We start from the raw sequence: 16,362 nt of genomic DNA, 5'->3' as shown, positions 1-16,362 counted from the left end.
TACTCAAGAGTATCGGGATTTGATAAGACTTTACTTCGTAACTGATTGGTATGGCTTTAATGCTCTATATTCCAACCATCGACCCGTGTTGAGCGCGGGCTACGAATTATGCTTATTTTTTATCTAGGTCTGAAGTGTGTTCAGTTAGGTAAGAAGCAACACCGTCTGGAGACGCTTTCATACCAGATTTACCTTTTTCCCATTGTGCAGGACATACTTCGCCGTGCTCTTGGTGGAACGCTAGTGCGTCAACCATACGTAGCATTTCGTCGATGTTACGACCTAGAGGACCATCGTTGATCACTTGGTGACGAACAATACCTTCTTCATCGATTAGGAATGAACCGCGAAGTGCAATTCCAGGGCCGTTTGGATCAACTACGTCGTATGCGTTAACAACTTCGTGAGTTGTGTCTGCAACTAGAGTGTATTTCACTTCACCGATACCGCCTTTGTTTACAGCAGTATTACGCCATGCGTTGTGTGAGAATACTGAATCGATAGAAACACCGATTACTTCACAGCCTTTTTCTTGGAAGTCAGCAAGACGTTTGTCGAATGCGATGATTTCTGATGGGCAAACGAAAGTGAAGTCTAGTGGGTAGAAAAAGACAACTGCTTTTTTACCTTTGATGTGTTCGAAAAGGTTAAAGTTGTCAACGATTTCACCGTTGCCTAGAACAGCTCCAGCAGTAAAGTCAGGGGCTTTGCGACCTACTAGTACCATTTTTTGCTCCTAATAATTTAGTTTTTGCTGAGTCATATAGGGTTGAAATGACTCATTCCGTGTAACTACAAGACAAACTATAGTACAAAGAGTAGGATAGAAAAAAGCGAATAAAATAGATTGTGTTAATCGAAAAAAGCGATGATAGACTCTCTATAGAAAGAGAAGCGATGATAAGAGTAAGAGCGACATAAACTATGAATAAATGGCCCAGCTTAAAGCAGCTACATTACCTAGTTACCTTACATGAAACTAGGCATTTTAGTGAAGCTGCTGAGCGATGTTTTGTTAGTCAGTCGACGCTAAGTAAAGGTATTCAGAACCTTGAAGAGCTCATCGGCTGTGCACTTTACGAAAAAAAAGATAAGAAAAGCCCATTAGTATTTACCCAAGCAGGCGAAGCCGTGGTTAAGCAAGGTCGTGAGTTGCTTGCTAAAGGGCAAGACTTAGTTGAACTGGGCAAGCTTTGCCATGGTGGCGTCATGGAAGGGCAGCTTAAGTTGGGATGTATTCCTACCATAGCGCCATTCTTGCTTGGTGACCTAGTACAAGAGATCAACATTCGCTTTCCTAAACTGCATTTATTGCTGCGAGAAGATACGACAGCGAATTTGTTGACTGCTTTACGTTCTGGTGAGCTAGACGTATTGGTGTTAGCCCTTCCGGTCGATATCGGTGAAATGGAAAGCCAAGTGGTTGGTCAAGACCCATTTAGGATGGTGATCAGTCGCAATCAAGCCAATTCTATTCGCGTGCCCATTAAATACGCAGATCTGCCCGATCAATCGGTATTTCTGCTAGAGAATGAGCACTGTTTAACAGAGCATGCTGTTTCAGCCTGTAAGTTAACCGATAAAGAGAAGATTAATCCATTTACCGCCACTAGTCTGCACACCTTAGTGCAAATGGTCGCTAATGGTCTTGGCACGACATTTATCCCGCAAATGGCAATAGATCACGGCTTGCTAGACAATCAAAATTTGTTGGTGGTTGATCCGCCTGGTCAGCAGGCTTATCGAAATATTGGTCTGGTTTGGCGCCCAAGCTCATCTCGAACGGCCACATTTAGCCAGTTAGCTGAGGTGGTCAGTGAGCTACTTTAGTGTGGCTATGTTATCTTTTGCTACCAATGCTAGTTTTTTTAACTATTAAATATCCGCATTGGTAGCATTTAACTCTGATAGTGATTTTTTTATTGTAAAATTTTACAGCTTTTACTGGATGAAGCTTTCATAAAATCGGCAATGTTAACACTGTCAATTTTACAGATGTGCAATCAGTTTCTTTGAGTGCTAGGTTTACGTTCGTTATTAAATTGTTAGCAAAATCAATTCTCCATATCCTCATATTTCCCCATTTCATCTTTTTATTAGCACGTTAAATTCGTGTTTTAATGTGTAATTTAATTACGTAAGTAATTACAAATATTAACTCGTAAATAGTGCAAGTTACTGATCGGAATAAAACTTCAAAGTTGTATTTTTGCTCTTGTTGAGTCTTTATTTAATCTTGGTTGTGGGTTAATTTTAAAGGCGTTGAAGAGATGCTGGCGATAAGTGAAAGTTAAATGTTGTTGGTTGAAAATAATATTAAATGTTAAGCCCTTCTCAAAATTTAAATGGAATTTTGTAGTTCTAAAATTACAAATGTGATTTTGGTTAACTTTAAGGATGGAATATGTTGGCAGAAACACGCGAAACTAACCCGACTCAAATTAACGAACAACTTAAGATTGTTGGTGCACTAAGCGAGACACATGAACAGATATTTCCCGAGCCTGCGCAGGTTTTTCTTGCCGCTTTGTGCCAGAAATTTGCCCCACGTTTAGACGAGTTGTTAAAACAACGCACTGTATTTCAAACGCAAATAGATCAAGGCAAATTGCCCGATTTTTTACAAGACACCGTCGATATTCGCGAAGGCAGTTGGAAAATCATGGGTATCCCTAATGATCTGCAAGACCGCCGTGTTGAAATTACGGGTCCTACCGACCGTAAAATGGTGATTAACGCTCTTAACGCTAACGTAAAAGTTTTTATGGCGGATTTTGAAGACTCAATGTCGCCAGCGTGGGATAAGGTTTTAGATGGGCAGATTAATTTGCGTGATGCGATTACTGGAACCATCAGTTATACCAATCCAGATAACGGCAAAGTTTATGAATTAAAACAAAACCCTGCGGTACTCATCTGTCGAGTGCGTGGTCTTCATTTGCCTGAAAAACACGTTCACTATGCAGAAAAAATTATTCCTGGGTGTTTATTTGATTTTGCGTTGTATTTCTTCAATAACCATAAAGCTTTATTAGCCAAAGGCAGCGGCCCTTATTTTTACTTGCCTAAACTGCAGTCGTACCACGAAGCGAAATGGTGGAGCGATGTATTCCATTTCACGGAAGAGTATTTCGGTTTACATACTGGAACGATCAAAGCAACGGTGCTGATCGAGACTTTGCCTGCGGTATTCCAGATGGATGAAATTCTGTTTTCACTCAAAGAACACATCGTTGGACTGAATTGTGGACGTTGGGATTATATCTTTAGCTATATCAAAACGTTGAAAAAGCACTCCGATCGCGTACTGCCCGATCGCCAAGTCGTGACCATGGATAAGTCGTTCCTTAATGCTTACTCGCGTCTGCTTATCTATACCTGTCATCGCCGTGGAGCGTTTGCGATGGGAGGCATGGCGGCCTTCATTCCAGCAAAAGATCCCCAAGAAAATGCGGCAGTATTAGAGAAAATTCAACGTGATAAACGTCTTGAAGCCACCAATGGCCACGATGGCACTTGGGTTGCGCACCCAGGACTTGCTGATACAGCCATGGCTGTATTTGATGAAGTGCTTGCGGGGCGTAAAAACCAGCTGGATGTATCACGTATGTCTGATGCGCCCATCACCGCCAAAGATCTTCTTCAACCATGTGATGGTGAACGAACTGAAAAGGGTATGCGTCACAATATTCGTGTTGCCCTGCAATACATCGAAGCGTGGATCTCGGGTAATGGGTGTGTGCCAATTTACGGTTTGATGGAAGATGCCGCGACTGCCGAAATTTCTCGAGCGTCAATTTGGCAATGGATTCAACACGGTAAAACTCTTGATAACGGCAAAGTGGTCTCTAAAGACCTGTTTAGAGAGTATCTCAAGCAAGAGATTGAAGTTGTCAAAACGGAAGTCGGAAATGAGCGTTTTACTCAAGGGCGTTTTGCTGAGGCAGCTGACTTGATGGAACGAATCACAACTAGTGACGAATTACCAAATTTCTTAACGATTCCGGGATACGACTACTTGTCGTAAACCAAACAGCCAAAGAACGTGAAACAGGAAACCTCCGCCAAGGGTCACTGCGGTAGAGGACAATGAAGCGCTTCATAGCGCACATAATAGAGGGAAAGACCATGACATTGACTCGTCGTCAACAAATCGAAGCCTTGGAAAAAGATTGGGCAACCAATCCACGCTGGAAAAATGTGAAACGTACCTACACTGCTGAAGAAGTAGTGAACCTAAGAGGTTCTTTGCTTCCTGCCAACACTATTGCTCAGCGCGGAGCTGATAAACTATGGTCGTTGGTCAATGGTAGCGCCAAAAAAGGGTATGTTAACTGTCTTGGCGCGTTGACTGGTGGGCAAGCGGTGCAACAGGCCAAAGCTGGCATCGAAGCAATTTATCTATCAGGTTGGCAAGTGGCTGCGGATAACAATACTGCCTCAACCATGTACCCAGACCAATCTCTCTATCCTGTTGACTCCGTACCTGCTGTGGTGCGCCGCATCAATAACTCATTCCGTCGTGCTGACCAAATTCAATGGACTAATGGTAAGTCACCGACTGATGAAGGTGGCATTGATTACTTCCTACCTATCGTGGCGGATGCAGAAGCCGGCTTTGGTGGCGTACTGAATGCTTATGAGCTGATGAAATCAATGATTGAAGCGGGGGCTGCTGGTGTTCACTTTGAAGACCAATTAGCTTCTGTGAAAAAATGTGGACATATGGGAGGTAAAGTCCTTGTTCCAACCCAAGAGGCGGTTCAGAAGTTAGTTGCTGCACGTTTGGCAGCAGACGTTGCAGGCACGACGACACTGGTCATTGCACGGACAGACGCAAACGCGGCTGACTTGTTGACCTCGGATTGTGACCCATATGACAAAGACTTCCTCTCTGGCGAGCGTACCTCTGAAGGTTTCTTCCGTGTTAAAGCGGGTATTGATCAAGCCATTTCGCGTGGCCTAGCTTACGCACCTTATGCAGACCTTGTGTGGTGTGAAACAGCAAAACCTTGCCTAGAAGAAGCACGTAAGTTTGCTGAAGCTATTTTGGCAGAATACCCAGACCAACTATTGGCGTATAACTGTTCTCCATCGTTTAACTGGGAGAAAAACCTTGATGCCAAGACGATTGCTGAGTTCCAACAAGCATTGTCTGATATGGGGTACAAGTACCAATTTATTACGCTGGCAGGCATTCATAACATGTGGTTTAACATGTTTGAATTGGCACATGCTTATGCTCAAGGTGAAGGTATGCGTCACTATGTTGAAATGGTGCAGCGTAAAGAGTTCGCTGCGGCAGAAAAAGGCTATACCTTCGTGGCACACCAACAAGAAGTGGGGACTGGCTACTTTGATAAAGTGACCAACACTATTCAAGGTGGAAACTCGTCGGTAACGGCATTGAAAGGCTCGACTGAAGAAGACCAGTTCTAGCCTAAACCGACTCCACTGATCTTTTGTTATCTTATTCCTTATATGTTCGATACCTTTGTATCATATCCTTTTGAGCGGCGTGAGCCGCTCCTTTTTTTCTATTGTGATGACATCACGGAGACAGTCTAAAGTCCAATATGGCTTTTTAGACACAGGCGTCACCACGACCAATATGGCCTCAATTTTTACCTTAATCACTTGAGCTAGTGATTAATCATCCTCTTCTTCATCGTACTCGTCAGGTTCTGATTCTTCTTGTAGCTCCAGTAGAGTAATCGCAATGGCAATAAAGTCGGTTTCGGTAATGATGCCGACCAATTGACCTTTACTGACCACAGGTAAGCATCCCACCTTATGTTTTTGCATATACAGCGCACTCTCTTTGAGTCCTGCTTGAGGCGCTACACTCATCACATGCTCATGCATCACTTCATACAGCGGTGTGTCTGCGGTATAAGACAAATCATCCGGAACATGATGCAAGCTCGATTCTTGCGCTGCCAAAATATCGCGTTGTGACACTACGCCAAGCAATTGTCTATTGGCATCAACAATTGGGATATGGCGGATATCAAGCGCTTTCATCATGCTTTTAGCATCGGACAGAGTGTGGGTACGCAGCAACGTATGTGGGTTGCGAGTCATCATATCTTCCACTTTAATCATGGCCATCTCCTATTGCCCATTGAATGATCAGACTATAGTTTTTTTGCTCAAGATAGAGTGAGATGTGAATCGTTTTTTGTGGTGATGAGGCGTGACAAAAGTAGGAAATGGCACATTTTGTTGCTCTAAGCAGTGAGTCTATCTAACCAAGTAATATGACAAATTTTTCAGGAAAGAAAAGAGTTGTAGAACTTGATAACAAATCGCTACGACGTGTCGTTTGAATGATATGTTGCCACAAGGTAGTTGGCGTTTTGAAGTCATCTGGCTATCGGTATATACTAGCGCGCCGCGAAATTACCATCGCACAAATTCACTCAATAAAGAATCAGAAGTCATGCACGTTTCAGATTTTAATTTTGAACTTCCCGATGAGCTTATTGCTCGTTATCCAAAAACAGAACGAACCGCCAGTCGTCTGCTGCAGCTCAATGGCAACAGCGGTGAATTGACGGATAGAACGTTTAAAGATGTCCTTGAAATCGTTCAGCCAGGAGATCTGCTGGTATTTAACAATACTCGCGTTATCCCTGCTCGTATGTTTGGCCGTAAAGCCTCAGGCGGTAAGCTAGAAGTACTAGTTGAACGTATGCTTGATGAGCACTCTATTTTGGCTCATGTTCGCTGTTCAAAACCGCCAAAACCAGGTACCGAATTGTTCCTAGGTGAAAACGATGAGTTTCAAGCGGAAATGGTGGCTCGCCACGATGCACTGTTTGAAATTCGTTTTACCTCGGCAACCGCCGTGCTAGATATCCTCAATACCATCGGACATATGCCGTTACCTCCGTATATCGACCGTCCTGATGAAGATGCGGACAAAGAGCGTTACCAAACGGTTTATAACAAGAAACCAGGTGCAGTGGCTGCTCCTACCGCTGGATTACACTTTGATAATCCGTTGCTTGAGCAAATCAAAGCAAAAGGTGTTGAGTTCGCTTATGTGACTTTGCATGTGGGTGCAGGTACATTCCAACCAGTGCGTGTTGATGATGTTGAAAATCATCATATGCATTCGGAATATGTTGAAGTGCCACAAGAAGTCGTTGACGCGATTCAAGCAACACGAGCTCGTGGTGGTCGCATTATTGCGGTGGGTACGACTTCCGTTCGTTCATTAGAGAGCGCAGCGCAAGATGCATTGAAAAAAGGCACTGAATTGGTTCCGTTCTTTGGTGATACTGAGATTTTTATCTACCCTGGATATGAGTATCAATTGGTGGATTGTTTGATTACCAACTTCCATCTACCAGAGTCTACATTGATTATGCTCGTGAGCGCTTTCGCAGGTTATGATCATACCATGGCGGCTTACCACCATGCGGTAGCTGAAAAATATCGCTTCTTTAGTTACGGCGATGCGATGTTTATCAGCAAAAAAACGCAATAATATTGTGTTTATCTAATTGTTTTATCTTTATTAATACCCAGTGACTAGGGTTGTAAACTTAGTGACTGATACCCCGTCAGACTGTTTCTCTGACATTGGAGGCTATGTGAAATTACAGTTCGAACTTAAGAAAAAAGAGGGTAATGCCCGTCGTGGTCAAATTACTTTTGAACGCGGTACCGTGCAAACTCCGGCATTTATGCCTGTGGGTACCTACGGTACGGTTAAAGGTATGACACCAGAAGAAGTGAAAGAAACTGGTGCTGAAATCCTACTCGGCAATACTTTCCACCTGTGGCTTCGCCCTGGACAAGAGGTGATGAAACTGCACGGTGACCTGCATGACTTTATGAACTGGAAAGGTCCGATTCTTACCGATTCCGGTGGCTTCCAAGTTTTCAGCCTAGGTGATATTCGTAAAATCACCGAAGAAGGGGTACATTTCCGTAACCCAGTAAACGGCGAAAAAATCTTTATGGATGCGGAAAAATCAATGGAGATTCAGAAAGACTTAGGTTCTGATATCGTTATGATTTTTGACGAATGTACTCCATATCCAGCAACACACGATGAAGCCAAAAAATCGATGGAAATGTCATTACGTTGGGCAAAACGCTCACGTGATCATTTTGAAAAACTGGATAACCAAAACTCGCTATTTGGCATCGTTCAGGGTAGTGTTTACGAAGATTTGCGCGATGTGTCAGTAAAAGGTCTTACCGAACTCGGTTTCGATGGTTACGCAGTCGGTGGTTTGGCTGTGGGTGAACCTAAAGATGACATGCACCGTATTCTCGAACATACATGTCCTCAACTACCAGAAGACAAACCTCGTTACTTAATGGGGGTTGGCAAACCGGAAGATTTAGTTGAAGGTGTACGTCGTGGTATCGACATGTTTGACTGTGTGATGCCGACTCGAAATGCACGCAACGGCCACCTATTTGTGACTGGAGGTGTGATCAAGATCCGTAATGCGGCACATAAAACGGATACAACACCACTGGATCCTGAGTGTGACTGTTACACTTGCAAAAATTATTCGAAGTCGTATTTGCACCATCTAGATCGTTGTAACGAAATTCTTGGCGCACGTCTCAACACGATTCATAACTTACGTTACTATCAACGCTTAATGGCGGGTATCCGTCAGGCAATTGATGAAGATCGTTTTGAACAGTTTGTAACAGACTTCTACGCACGTCGTGATCGCGAAGTGCCACCGTTACAAAAAGACAAAGCGTAATTTTAAGTTGGACCAATTGAGGCTCTAGGCTTGAATTTGGTCCAATTTGGCCCAATTAAAAATCAGATTTAACAAACAATAACTTAGAGGACGTTTCTCAATGAGTCTAATTTCTGTAGCGCATGCAGCAGGCGAAGGTGCCGCGCAACAACCTGGCGGTGAATTCAGCATGATCATCATGCTTGGCATGTTTGCAGTCATCTTCTACTTCATGATTTATCGCCCACAGGCAAAACGCGCCAAAGAGCATAAAAACCTAATGTCTTCTATGAGCAAAGGTGATGAAGTGCTAACTAGCGGTGGTTTTGTTGGCAAAATCAGCAAAATCTCTGACGACAATGACTACATTGCGATCGAACTGAATGCAAACAACGAAGTAGTAATCAAAAAAGACTTCGTTTCAGCAGTGCTACCTAAAGGTACACTGAAATCTCTATAAGACAGCTCAAGGATCCTCGCTGTGCTAAACCGTTATCCTTTATGGAAGTATTTAATGGTGCTGTTTGCTATTCTGGTAGCAGCGATTTATGCACTTCCAAATATATACGGTGAAGATCCGGCTATTCAGATTACAGGGGCGCGTGGCGCCTCTGTTGATATGTCAACGCTGGACTCTGTCACCAAAGCGCTCGATACAGCGCAACTTTCTCATAAATCCGTTGCTCTTGAAAATGGCTCTGTACTGGTTCGTTTCAAAGATACGGATACTCAATTAACTGCTCGTGATGTGATCAGTGAAGCGCTTGGCAAAGACAAGATCGTAGCACTGAACCTCGCACCATCCACACCTAAATGGCTCCAAGATATTGGTGCTGCACCAATGAAGCTAGGTCTTGACCTTCGTGGCGGTGTGCATTTCCTAATGGAAGTGGACATGGATGCAGCGATGGAAAAACTGGTCGGTCAACAAGAAGATGCGTTCCGTAACGAGTTGCGTGAAGGCAAAATTCGTTATCGTGCCGTTCGTGCTCAAAAACAGTCTGTTGAAATCACTTTACGTAATGACGAACAGTTAGACGAAGCACAAACATTGCTGACCAGCAAACATCCGGATATGACATTTACTCCGGCGGATGAAGAAGGTCGTTATGTGCTAACTGCTACCTTTACCGAAGCTCGCATGCAAGAGATTCGTAATTACGCAGTAGAACAAAACATCACTATCTTACGTAATCGTGTTAACGAGCTGGGCGTAGCTGAACCATTGGTTCAACGTCAAGGTGCGACACGTATCGTAGTGGAACTGCCAGGTGTGCAAGATACTGCTCGCGCTAAAGAAATTTTGGGTGCGACTGCGACACTTGAGTTTCGTGAAGTGGATGAGAGTGCAGATTTAGCCGCTGCGGCAGCTGGACGTGCTCCTGCTGGTAGCGAAGTGAAGTTTGACCGCAACAACCGGCCTGTGGTTCTCAAAAAACGCATTATCCTCAATGGCGCTAGCATCACTGATGCAAGCTCAAGCACGGATGAATATGGTCGCCCTCAAGTAAACATCTCACTGGATAGTGAAGGTGGTAGCAAGATGGCTGCGTTTTCTAAGAAAAACATCGGTAAGCTAATGGCAACCGTGTTTGCTGAATACAAAGACAGTGGTAAGAAAACTCCAGCTGGCAATGTGATTTTGGAAAAACACGAAGAAGTCATCAACCAAGCCACCATTCAATCTGCATTGGGTAGCAACTTCCGTATTACAGGGATTAATTCGGTATCTGAAGCGCACAACTTAGCTCTGCTATTACGTGCCGGTGCATTGATTGCGCCTATCTCAATCGTTGAAGAACGTACCATCGGCCCATCAATGGGACAACAAAACATCGACATGGGTGTTCAAGCCTGTGTATGGGGCCTAATCGCCGTTATGTTGTTTACCTTTGTTTACTACCGTAAATTTGGTTTGATTGCTGATATCGCTCTTATGGCGAACTTGGTATTGATCATCGGTGTGATGTCATTGATTCCAGGTGCAACGATGACCTTGCCAGGTATTGCCGGCATCGTATTGACAGTGGGTATGGCGGTCGACGCCAACGTGTTGATATTCGAACGTATTCGTGAAGAGATTGCTGAGGGACGTAACCCTCAACAAGCGATTCACCAAGGCTATGCTAACGCATTTAGTACTATCGCCGATGCCAACATCACCACCTTGATCACTGCGATTATTTTGTTCGCTGTCGGTACAGGTGCGATTAAAGGTTTTGCCGTGACATTGTCGATCGGTATCTTAACCTCCATGTTTACCGCTATTGTGGGTACACGTTGTATCGTGAACTTACTGTACGGTGGTAAACGTATCAAGAAATTGTCGATCTAAGGTTAGGAATCACAATGTTTCAAATTCTTAAACCAGGAAAAATGATCGACTTTATGAGTCGGTCTAAATACGCCTTCGTTCTTTCAAGCTTGATGATCATTGCTTCTATTGTGGTGATTAGCATGAAAGGCTTGAACTGGGGTCTTGACTTTACCGGGGGCACATTGATTGAAGTGAGTTTCGATCAAGCAGCTAACCTCGATGAAGTTCGTACTTCACTTACAGCGAAAGGCTTTGATGATGCAACGGTGCAAAACTTTGGTTCTGCACGTGAAGTCATGGTGCGTTTGCGTCCACGCGATAACGTGAAAGGCGAAGTGCTTGGTAACCAAATCATCGGTGCGATCAAAGAAGGAACGGGTAAAGACGTTCAAATGCGTCGTATTGAGTTTGTTGGACCTAACGTAGGTGGTGAGTTGGCAGAAAACGGTGGCCTAGCTATTTTGGTTTCCTTGATCTGTATTCTTATCTACGTATCTGCTCGTTTCGAATGGCGTTTAGCTGCTGGTGCAGTTATGTCATTGGCGCACGACGTTATCATTACTATCGGTGTATTTTCGTTCATGCAGATCGAAGTCGATTTGACTATTGTTGCTGCGCTGCTCACGGTGGTGGGTTACTCATTGAACGATACTATCGTGGTATTTGACCGTATTCGTGAAAACTTCCGTAAGCTTCGTAAAGGTGAGCCTGCGGAAATCATGAACACCTCGATTACACAAACTCTAAGCCGTACTCTGATTACTTCAGGTACTACGCTGTTTGTGGTTATTGCGCTGTTTGTTGAAGGTGGCGCAATGATTCATGGCTTTGCTGCTGCATTGCTGTTGGGTATTACGGTTGGTACCTACTCATCGATTTACGTTGCTTCGGCCTTGGCCTTGAAGCTCGGAATCACCAAAGAGCACTTGATGCCGGTGAAAGTCGAAAAAGAGGGCGCCGACTTAGAAAGTCGCCCATAAATGAAAAAAAGCCACTGCATGCAGTGGCTTTTTTTATATAACTATAATTGTCATCCATTATCTAAAAGGGAGAGTCCTATGGCTATTACGCAACTCGATTCAAATGTGGCACTCATTGTTATCGATCTTCAAGAAGGGATTGTCCCTTTACCACCAAAAGAAAATGCCGATTTAGCGATAAAACATTCGGTTGAATTGATTAACGAATTTCACGCCAAAGCTCAGCCAGTGGTGCTTGTCAACGTTGCTGGTGGTGCGCCAGGACGCACTAGCTTGCCGCGCTCTGGCGGCTCTTTACCCGCTAACTGGGCGACCTTGATTGAACAAGTGCCTCAGCATCAAGACGATATCATGATCACCAAACACAACTGGGGTGCATTCATTAATACCGATTTGCATGAGCAGCTTCAAGCACGCAATGTATCGCAAATTGTGGTGGTAGGGATTGCAACCAGCATGGGCGTAGAATCGACAGCGCGCCAAGGTTATGAACTCGGCTATAACGTAGTATTAATTGAAGATGCTATGACAGATAAGAGCTTAGTGAATCATAAAAATTCCGTTGAGTGTATTTTCCCAATGTTGGGTGAAATTGGCACGACTCAGGAATTACTGTCACTACTCAAATAAGAAAGTGAGAGTTGTAGGTCTTGTGAGACCTAAACGAGATAAAAAAAAGCCCGAGTTTAACTCGGGCTTTTTCAGCTGTGACGGAATGTCATACCAGACTTAAGCTGATATGTTATTGATTATTTAAGGATCGCGTCGTTACCGTTTTCACGGATGTGTTTTAGGATTGATTTCACGCCGCGAGCGCTTGAACCAACGATGTTGCCAGACTTCAAGTATTCAGTACCGCCAGCAAAGTCAGTTAGGATTGCACCAGCTTCACGAGCAATAAGCTCACCAGCTGCCATATCCCATGGTTTTAAGCCTAGCTCAAAATAACCGTCAACGCGATTTGCAGCTAGGTAGCAAAGATCCAATGCAGCAGAACCAGTACGACGGAAGTCCGCACATTCAACAAATAGAGAAGAAACAATTTTCAGGTAAGATTCTGAATGTTGTTTTTGTTTGAATGGGAAACCAGTCGCTAGAACGGCACCTTGAAGGTCTTTCAATTGTTTAACGCGAATACGTGCGTTGTTTAGTTGAGCACCCGCACCACGTTGAGCTGTGAATAGCTCGTTTAGCATTGGGTCGTAAACACAAGCTACTTCAGTTTTACCACGCATACGAACTGCGATAGATACAGCGAAGTGAGGTAAACCTTTTACAAAGTTAGTGGTGCCATCCAGTGGGTCGATGATCCATTGTACGTCTTTATCTTTACCTTCGATAAGACCGCTTTCTTCCGCTACGATGCAGTGCTCTGGGTATGAGCTTTGAATGGTATGAATAATGATAGATTCGGCTTCTTTGTCTACGTTAGTAACAAAGTCATTTGTGCCTTTCTGAGTTGATTCGATTTTCTCAGCGTTTTCTAAAGATTTAGCGATATGGTTGCCTGCTTTTCGCGCTGCGCGAATAGCAATATTTAGCATTGGATGCATACGAGTTTCCCAACGGATGTTAAAGAACGAAAAAGCGGGCGGCAGTATACCAAAAGTTAGAGAAAAGGGAAGTGATTATTTTCTGGTCAGTTAAAGCCTGTGTGTAAAAAAGGGTCTGACCATTTTACTCAGGTTTATGGTAAACTGCTGCGGCTAATTAGAGAGTGGTGTGATTATTTCATGTTAGACAATGTTAAAGTCGTTTTAGTTGAAACATCTCATTCCGGTAACATCGGTTCAGCTGCTCGTGCGATGAAAGTCATGGGTCTAAGCCAAATGGTGTTAGTGAATCCTCAATGTGAAGTCGATGCTCAGGCGATTGCCTTAGCAGCTGGCGCGAGTGATATTGCGTTAAATGCACAGATCGTGTCTAGCTTAGATGAAGCAGTAAAAGATTGTGGCCTAGTGGTAGGCACGAGTGCCCGTTCTCGCACATTGGATTGGCCAATGCTCAATCCAAGAGAGTGCGGTGAGAAGTTCGCCCAAGAAGGTCGCCAGTATCCTGTTGCGATTGTGTTTGGTCGTGAGCGCACCGGTTTAACCAATACTGAGCTGCAGACCTGTCATTTCCACGTCAGCATTCCCGCTAATCCAGAATACAGTTCGCTGAATCTGGCGATGGCGGTGCAGACACTCTGTTATGAAATTCGAGTTGCGCACTTAGCGCTAGAAGCGCAGCAATATGCTGAGGTACAAGAGCAAGAGTATCCACGGCAACAAGAGCTGGAATTGTTCTACGCGCATCTTGAAAAAGTCATTACAGAGACTCAATTTATCTCTAAAGAGCAGCCAGGGTTAGTGATGAATAAGCTACGCAGAATGTTTAGCCGTGCTCGTCCTGAAGCACAAGAGCTGAATATCCTACGTGGTATTTTGACTTCAGTAGAAAAGCAGCTGCTGAATAAGAAGTAACCCTATATATCTCAGGGATGAATAGTTGAGTAAATTAGTCAAATAAATACTTGACCAAATTTGTCGGGTATGGAACACTTACTCCACATAATCAATGTGGATACGGTGTGATATGAGACTGACCTCAAAAGGAAGATATGCTGTGACAGCCATGCTGGATGTGGCTCTTCACTCGCAACAGAACCCAGTACCCTTGGCAGATATATCAGAACGACAAGGAATTTCACTTTCCTACTTAGAGCAGTTATTTTCCAAACTGCGCAAAGCTGGGCTAGTGGCTTCTGTTCGTGGCCCAGGGGGCGGTTATCGTTTAGGTGCTGAAGCAACCGACATTTCTGTTGGCACTGTTATTGCCGCAGTTGATGAATCCGTTGATGCAACTAAATGTAATGGCAAAGGCGACTGTCAAGGTGGCACGCGTTGTTTAACGCACACTCTTTGGCGTGACCTAAGCTCACGTATCAGCGACTTCTTGAACAACATTACTCTTGGCGAGTTAATGATTGACAATGAAGTGCTAGAAATTTCAGATCGTCAAGACTTTGGTCTTGCGGTAAACCACGGGCTGACACACAAGAATTCGAACTCTGTCACCGTCGGTGCGGCACCCGTAGGTATTAATGCACGCTCGTAGCGGCAATTTATACATTGGAGTAGAAAATGAAACTGCCTATTTATTTAGACTATTCAGCGACCTGTCCTGTTGACACTCGCGTTGCTGAAAAGATGGTTCAGTACATGACGATGGACGGCACCTTTGGTAACCCGGCGTCGCGTTCACACCGTTATGGCTGGCAGGCAGAAGAAGCAGTTGATACTGCTCGTGAGCAAGTAGCAGATTTAATTAACGCAGACCCGCGTGAGATCGTGTTCACTTCTGGTGCTACCGAATCAGATAACCTTGCACTTAAAGGTGCTGCGCACTTCTACGGTAAGCAAGGTAAACACATCATCACTTCTAAAACTGAGCACAAAGCGATTCTAGACACTTGTCGTCAGCTTGAACGTGAAGGTTATGAAGTGACTTACATGCAACCAGAAACCAATGGTCTTATTGATCTGGCGAAGCTGGAAGCAGCAATGCGCGAAGATACCGTTTTGGTTTCAATCATGCATGTAAACAATGAAATCGGTGTGATTCAAGATATCGCTGCGATTGGTGAACTTTGCCGCTCGCGCAAAATTATTTTCCACGTTGATGCAGCTCAATCAGCGGGTAAATTGCCAATTGATGTGCAAGAAATGAAAGTCGATTTGATCTCTCTTTCTGCGCATAAAATTTATGGACCTAAAGGTATTGGCGCACTGTATGTTCGTCGTAAACCTCGTGTTCGTCTTGAAGCGCAAATGCACGGTGGTGGTCATGAACGTGGTTTCCGTTCAGGTACACTAGCTACTCATCAAATCGTTGGTTTTGGTGAAGCATGCCGCATCGCTAAAGAGCAAATGCAACATGATTACGACCATGCAAAAGCACTACGTGACCGCCTACTTAATGGTCTAAAAGATATGGAAGCCGTGACCGTTAACGGTGATTTAGAACAACGTCTTCCAAACAACCTGAACATCAGTTTTGCCTTTGTTGAAGGTGAATCACTATTGATGTCACTGAAAGACATTGCTGTCTCTTCAGGTAGTGCATGTACATCAGCAAGTTTAGAGCCATCTTATGTATTACGTGCTTTAGGCCTAAATGATGAACTTGCGCACAGCTCAATCCGTTTCTCATTCGGTCGTTATACAACGGAAGAAGAAGTGGACTATGCAGTGACTCAGATCCGTTCAGCAGTAACTAAGCTACGTGAACTGTCACCTCTTTGGGATATGTACAAAGAAGGTGTAGACCTAAACACTGTTGAGTGGGCTAGCCACTAAGCACA

Annotated in this window: 15 protein-coding genes; 12 read left to right on the top strand and 3 right to left on the bottom strand. The window is 44.1% G+C overall.

The features are described 5' to 3' along the window. Window positions 1–112: 112 nt before the first annotated feature. Window positions 113–727: a peroxiredoxin gene (locus OCV11_RS13470; RefSeq protein ID WP_261893465.1), complete on the bottom strand. Its 615-nt coding sequence runs from the start codon at window positions 725–727 to the stop codon at window positions 113–115. 197 nt (window positions 728–924) lie between these two features. On the opposite strand from OCV11_RS13470, the gene OCV11_RS13465 reads away from it, so the two are divergent. From OCV11_RS13465 to aceA, 3 genes are all read left to right on the top strand, one after another. Continuing rightward, window positions 925–1,830 (top strand): hydrogen peroxide-inducible genes activator, encoded by a 906-nt coding sequence (locus OCV11_RS13465; protein WP_261893463.1) that lies wholly within the window; start codon window positions 925–927, stop codon window positions 1,828–1,830. 574 nt (window positions 1,831–2,404) lie between these two features. After that, window positions 2,405–4,027 (top strand): malate synthase A, encoded by a 1,623-nt coding sequence (gene aceB, locus OCV11_RS13460; RefSeq protein WP_261893462.1) that lies wholly within the window; start codon window positions 2,405–2,407, stop codon window positions 4,025–4,027. 101 nt (window positions 4,028–4,128) lie between these two features. Then, on the top strand, window positions 4,129–5,439 hold the full coding sequence (gene aceA / locus OCV11_RS13455; protein ID WP_261893461.1) for an isocitrate lyase: 1,311 nt from the start codon (window positions 4,129–4,131) through the stop codon (window positions 5,437–5,439). Window positions 5,440–5,649: 210 nt separating this feature from the next. On the opposite strand, the gene OCV11_RS13450 is transcribed toward aceA, so the two are convergent. Continuing rightward, on the bottom strand, window positions 5,650–6,105 hold the full coding sequence (locus OCV11_RS13450; RefSeq protein WP_261893460.1) for a CBS domain-containing protein: 456 nt from the start codon (window positions 6,103–6,105) through the stop codon (window positions 5,650–5,652). Window positions 6,106–6,442: 337 nt separating this feature from the next. Between OCV11_RS13450 and queA the strand changes: the two genes are divergently transcribed. From queA to OCV11_RS13420, 6 genes are all read left to right on the top strand, one after another. Continuing rightward, complete coding sequence (gene queA / locus OCV11_RS13445) at window positions 6,443–7,495, top strand: tRNA preQ1(34) S-adenosylmethionine ribosyltransferase-isomerase QueA (protein ID WP_261893458.1); 1,053 nt, start codon at window positions 6,443–6,445, stop codon at window positions 7,493–7,495. Window positions 7,496–7,601: 106 nt separating this feature from the next. Beyond that, on the top strand, window positions 7,602–8,741 hold the full coding sequence (gene tgt / locus OCV11_RS13440) for a tRNA guanosine(34) transglycosylase Tgt (protein WP_261893457.1): 1,140 nt from the start codon (window positions 7,602–7,604) through the stop codon (window positions 8,739–8,741). Between the two features lie 100 nt (window positions 8,742–8,841). Beyond that, complete coding sequence (gene yajC / locus OCV11_RS13435) at window positions 8,842–9,180, top strand: preprotein translocase subunit YajC (protein ID WP_068714755.1); 339 nt, start codon at window positions 8,842–8,844, stop codon at window positions 9,178–9,180. Between the two features lie 21 nt (window positions 9,181–9,201). After that, window positions 9,202–11,055, top strand: a complete 1,854-nt coding sequence (gene secD / locus OCV11_RS13430) for a protein translocase subunit SecD (protein WP_261893454.1) — start codon at window positions 9,202–9,204, stop codon at window positions 11,053–11,055. 14 nt (window positions 11,056–11,069) lie between these two features. Beyond that, entirely contained in the window at window positions 11,070–12,017 is a 948-nt protein-coding gene (gene secF / locus OCV11_RS13425; RefSeq protein ID WP_261893452.1) for a protein translocase subunit SecF, read from the top strand. A gap of 78 nt (window positions 12,018–12,095) precedes the next feature. Next, a complete protein-coding gene (locus tag OCV11_RS13420) occupies window positions 12,096–12,647 on the top strand; it encodes an isochorismatase family protein (RefSeq protein ID WP_261893450.1) in 552 nt (183 codons plus the stop codon). Window positions 12,648–12,766: 119 nt separating this feature from the next. Here the strand turns inward: OCV11_RS13420 and suhB are convergent, their stop codons facing one another. Further along, window positions 12,767–13,570 carry an inositol-1-monophosphatase gene (gene suhB / locus OCV11_RS13415; RefSeq protein WP_261893448.1) on the bottom strand — a complete coding sequence of 268 codons (804 nt, stop codon included), beginning with the start codon at window positions 13,568–13,570 and terminating at the stop codon, window positions 12,767–12,769. 180 nt (window positions 13,571–13,750) lie between these two features. Here suhB and trmJ point away from each other — a divergent pair, with 180 nt between their 5' ends. The 3 genes from trmJ (at window position 13,751) to OCV11_RS13400 (ending at window position 16,357) form a co-directional block, all read left to right on the top strand. Continuing rightward, the gene (gene trmJ, locus OCV11_RS13410) at window positions 13,751–14,482 is read left to right on the top strand and encodes a tRNA (cytosine(32)/uridine(32)-2'-O)-methyltransferase TrmJ (RefSeq protein WP_261893446.1); all 732 of its coding nucleotides are present in this window, start codon (window positions 13,751–13,753) and stop codon (window positions 14,480–14,482) included. Between the two features lie 112 nt (window positions 14,483–14,594). Then, window positions 14,595–15,116, top strand: a complete 522-nt coding sequence (gene iscR, locus OCV11_RS13405; protein ID WP_261893444.1) for a Fe-S cluster assembly transcriptional regulator IscR — start codon at window positions 14,595–14,597, stop codon at window positions 15,114–15,116. 26 nt (window positions 15,117–15,142) lie between these two features. Continuing rightward, window positions 15,143–16,357, top strand: a complete 1,215-nt coding sequence (locus OCV11_RS13400) for an IscS subfamily cysteine desulfurase (RefSeq protein WP_261893443.1) — start codon at window positions 15,143–15,145, stop codon at window positions 16,355–16,357. Window positions 16,358–16,362: the final 5 nt, after the last annotated feature.

Origin of the sequence: Vibrio porteresiae DSM 19223 (assembly GCF_024347055.1) — a bacterium.
GTDB lineage: Bacteria > Pseudomonadota > Gammaproteobacteria > Enterobacterales > Vibrionaceae > Vibrio > Vibrio porteresiae.
The sequence above is the reverse complement of the archived record's forward strand: the minus strand, read 5'-3'. Positions and strand labels throughout refer to the sequence as shown.

What these genes read in the sequence shown, in the direction of transcription:
- OCV11_RS13470 (WP_261893465.1), bottom strand. Translation starts at nt 727, where the DNA reads ATGGTACTAGTAGGTCGCAAAGCCCCTGACTTTACTGCTGGAGCTGTT.
- OCV11_RS13465 (WP_261893463.1), top strand. Translation starts at nt 925, where the DNA reads ATGAATAAATGGCCCAGCTTAAAGCAGCTACATTACCTAGTTACCTTA.
- aceB (WP_261893462.1), top strand. Translation starts at nt 2,405, where the DNA reads ATGTTGGCAGAAACACGCGAAACTAACCCGACTCAAATTAACGAACAA.
- aceA (WP_261893461.1), top strand. Translation starts at nt 4,129, where the DNA reads ATGACATTGACTCGTCGTCAACAAATCGAAGCCTTGGAAAAAGATTGG.
- OCV11_RS13450 (WP_261893460.1), bottom strand. Translation starts at nt 6,105, where the DNA reads ATGATTAAAGTGGAAGATATGATGACTCGCAACCCACATACGTTGCTG.
- queA (WP_261893458.1), top strand. Translation starts at nt 6,443, where the DNA reads ATGCACGTTTCAGATTTTAATTTTGAACTTCCCGATGAGCTTATTGCT.
- yajC (WP_068714755.1), top strand. Translation starts at nt 8,842, where the DNA reads ATGAGTCTAATTTCTGTAGCGCATGCAGCAGGCGAAGGTGCCGCGCAA.
- secF (WP_261893452.1), top strand. Translation starts at nt 11,070, where the DNA reads ATGTTTCAAATTCTTAAACCAGGAAAAATGATCGACTTTATGAGTCGG.
- OCV11_RS13420 (WP_261893450.1), top strand. Translation starts at nt 12,096, where the DNA reads ATGGCTATTACGCAACTCGATTCAAATGTGGCACTCATTGTTATCGAT.
- suhB (WP_261893448.1), bottom strand. Translation starts at nt 13,570, where the DNA reads ATGCATCCAATGCTAAATATTGCTATTCGCGCAGCGCGAAAAGCAGGC.
- trmJ (WP_261893446.1), top strand. Translation starts at nt 13,751, where the DNA reads ATGTTAGACAATGTTAAAGTCGTTTTAGTTGAAACATCTCATTCCGGT.
- iscR (WP_261893444.1), top strand. Translation starts at nt 14,595, where the DNA reads ATGAGACTGACCTCAAAAGGAAGATATGCTGTGACAGCCATGCTGGAT.
- OCV11_RS13400 (WP_261893443.1), top strand. Translation starts at nt 15,143, where the DNA reads ATGAAACTGCCTATTTATTTAGACTATTCAGCGACCTGTCCTGTTGAC.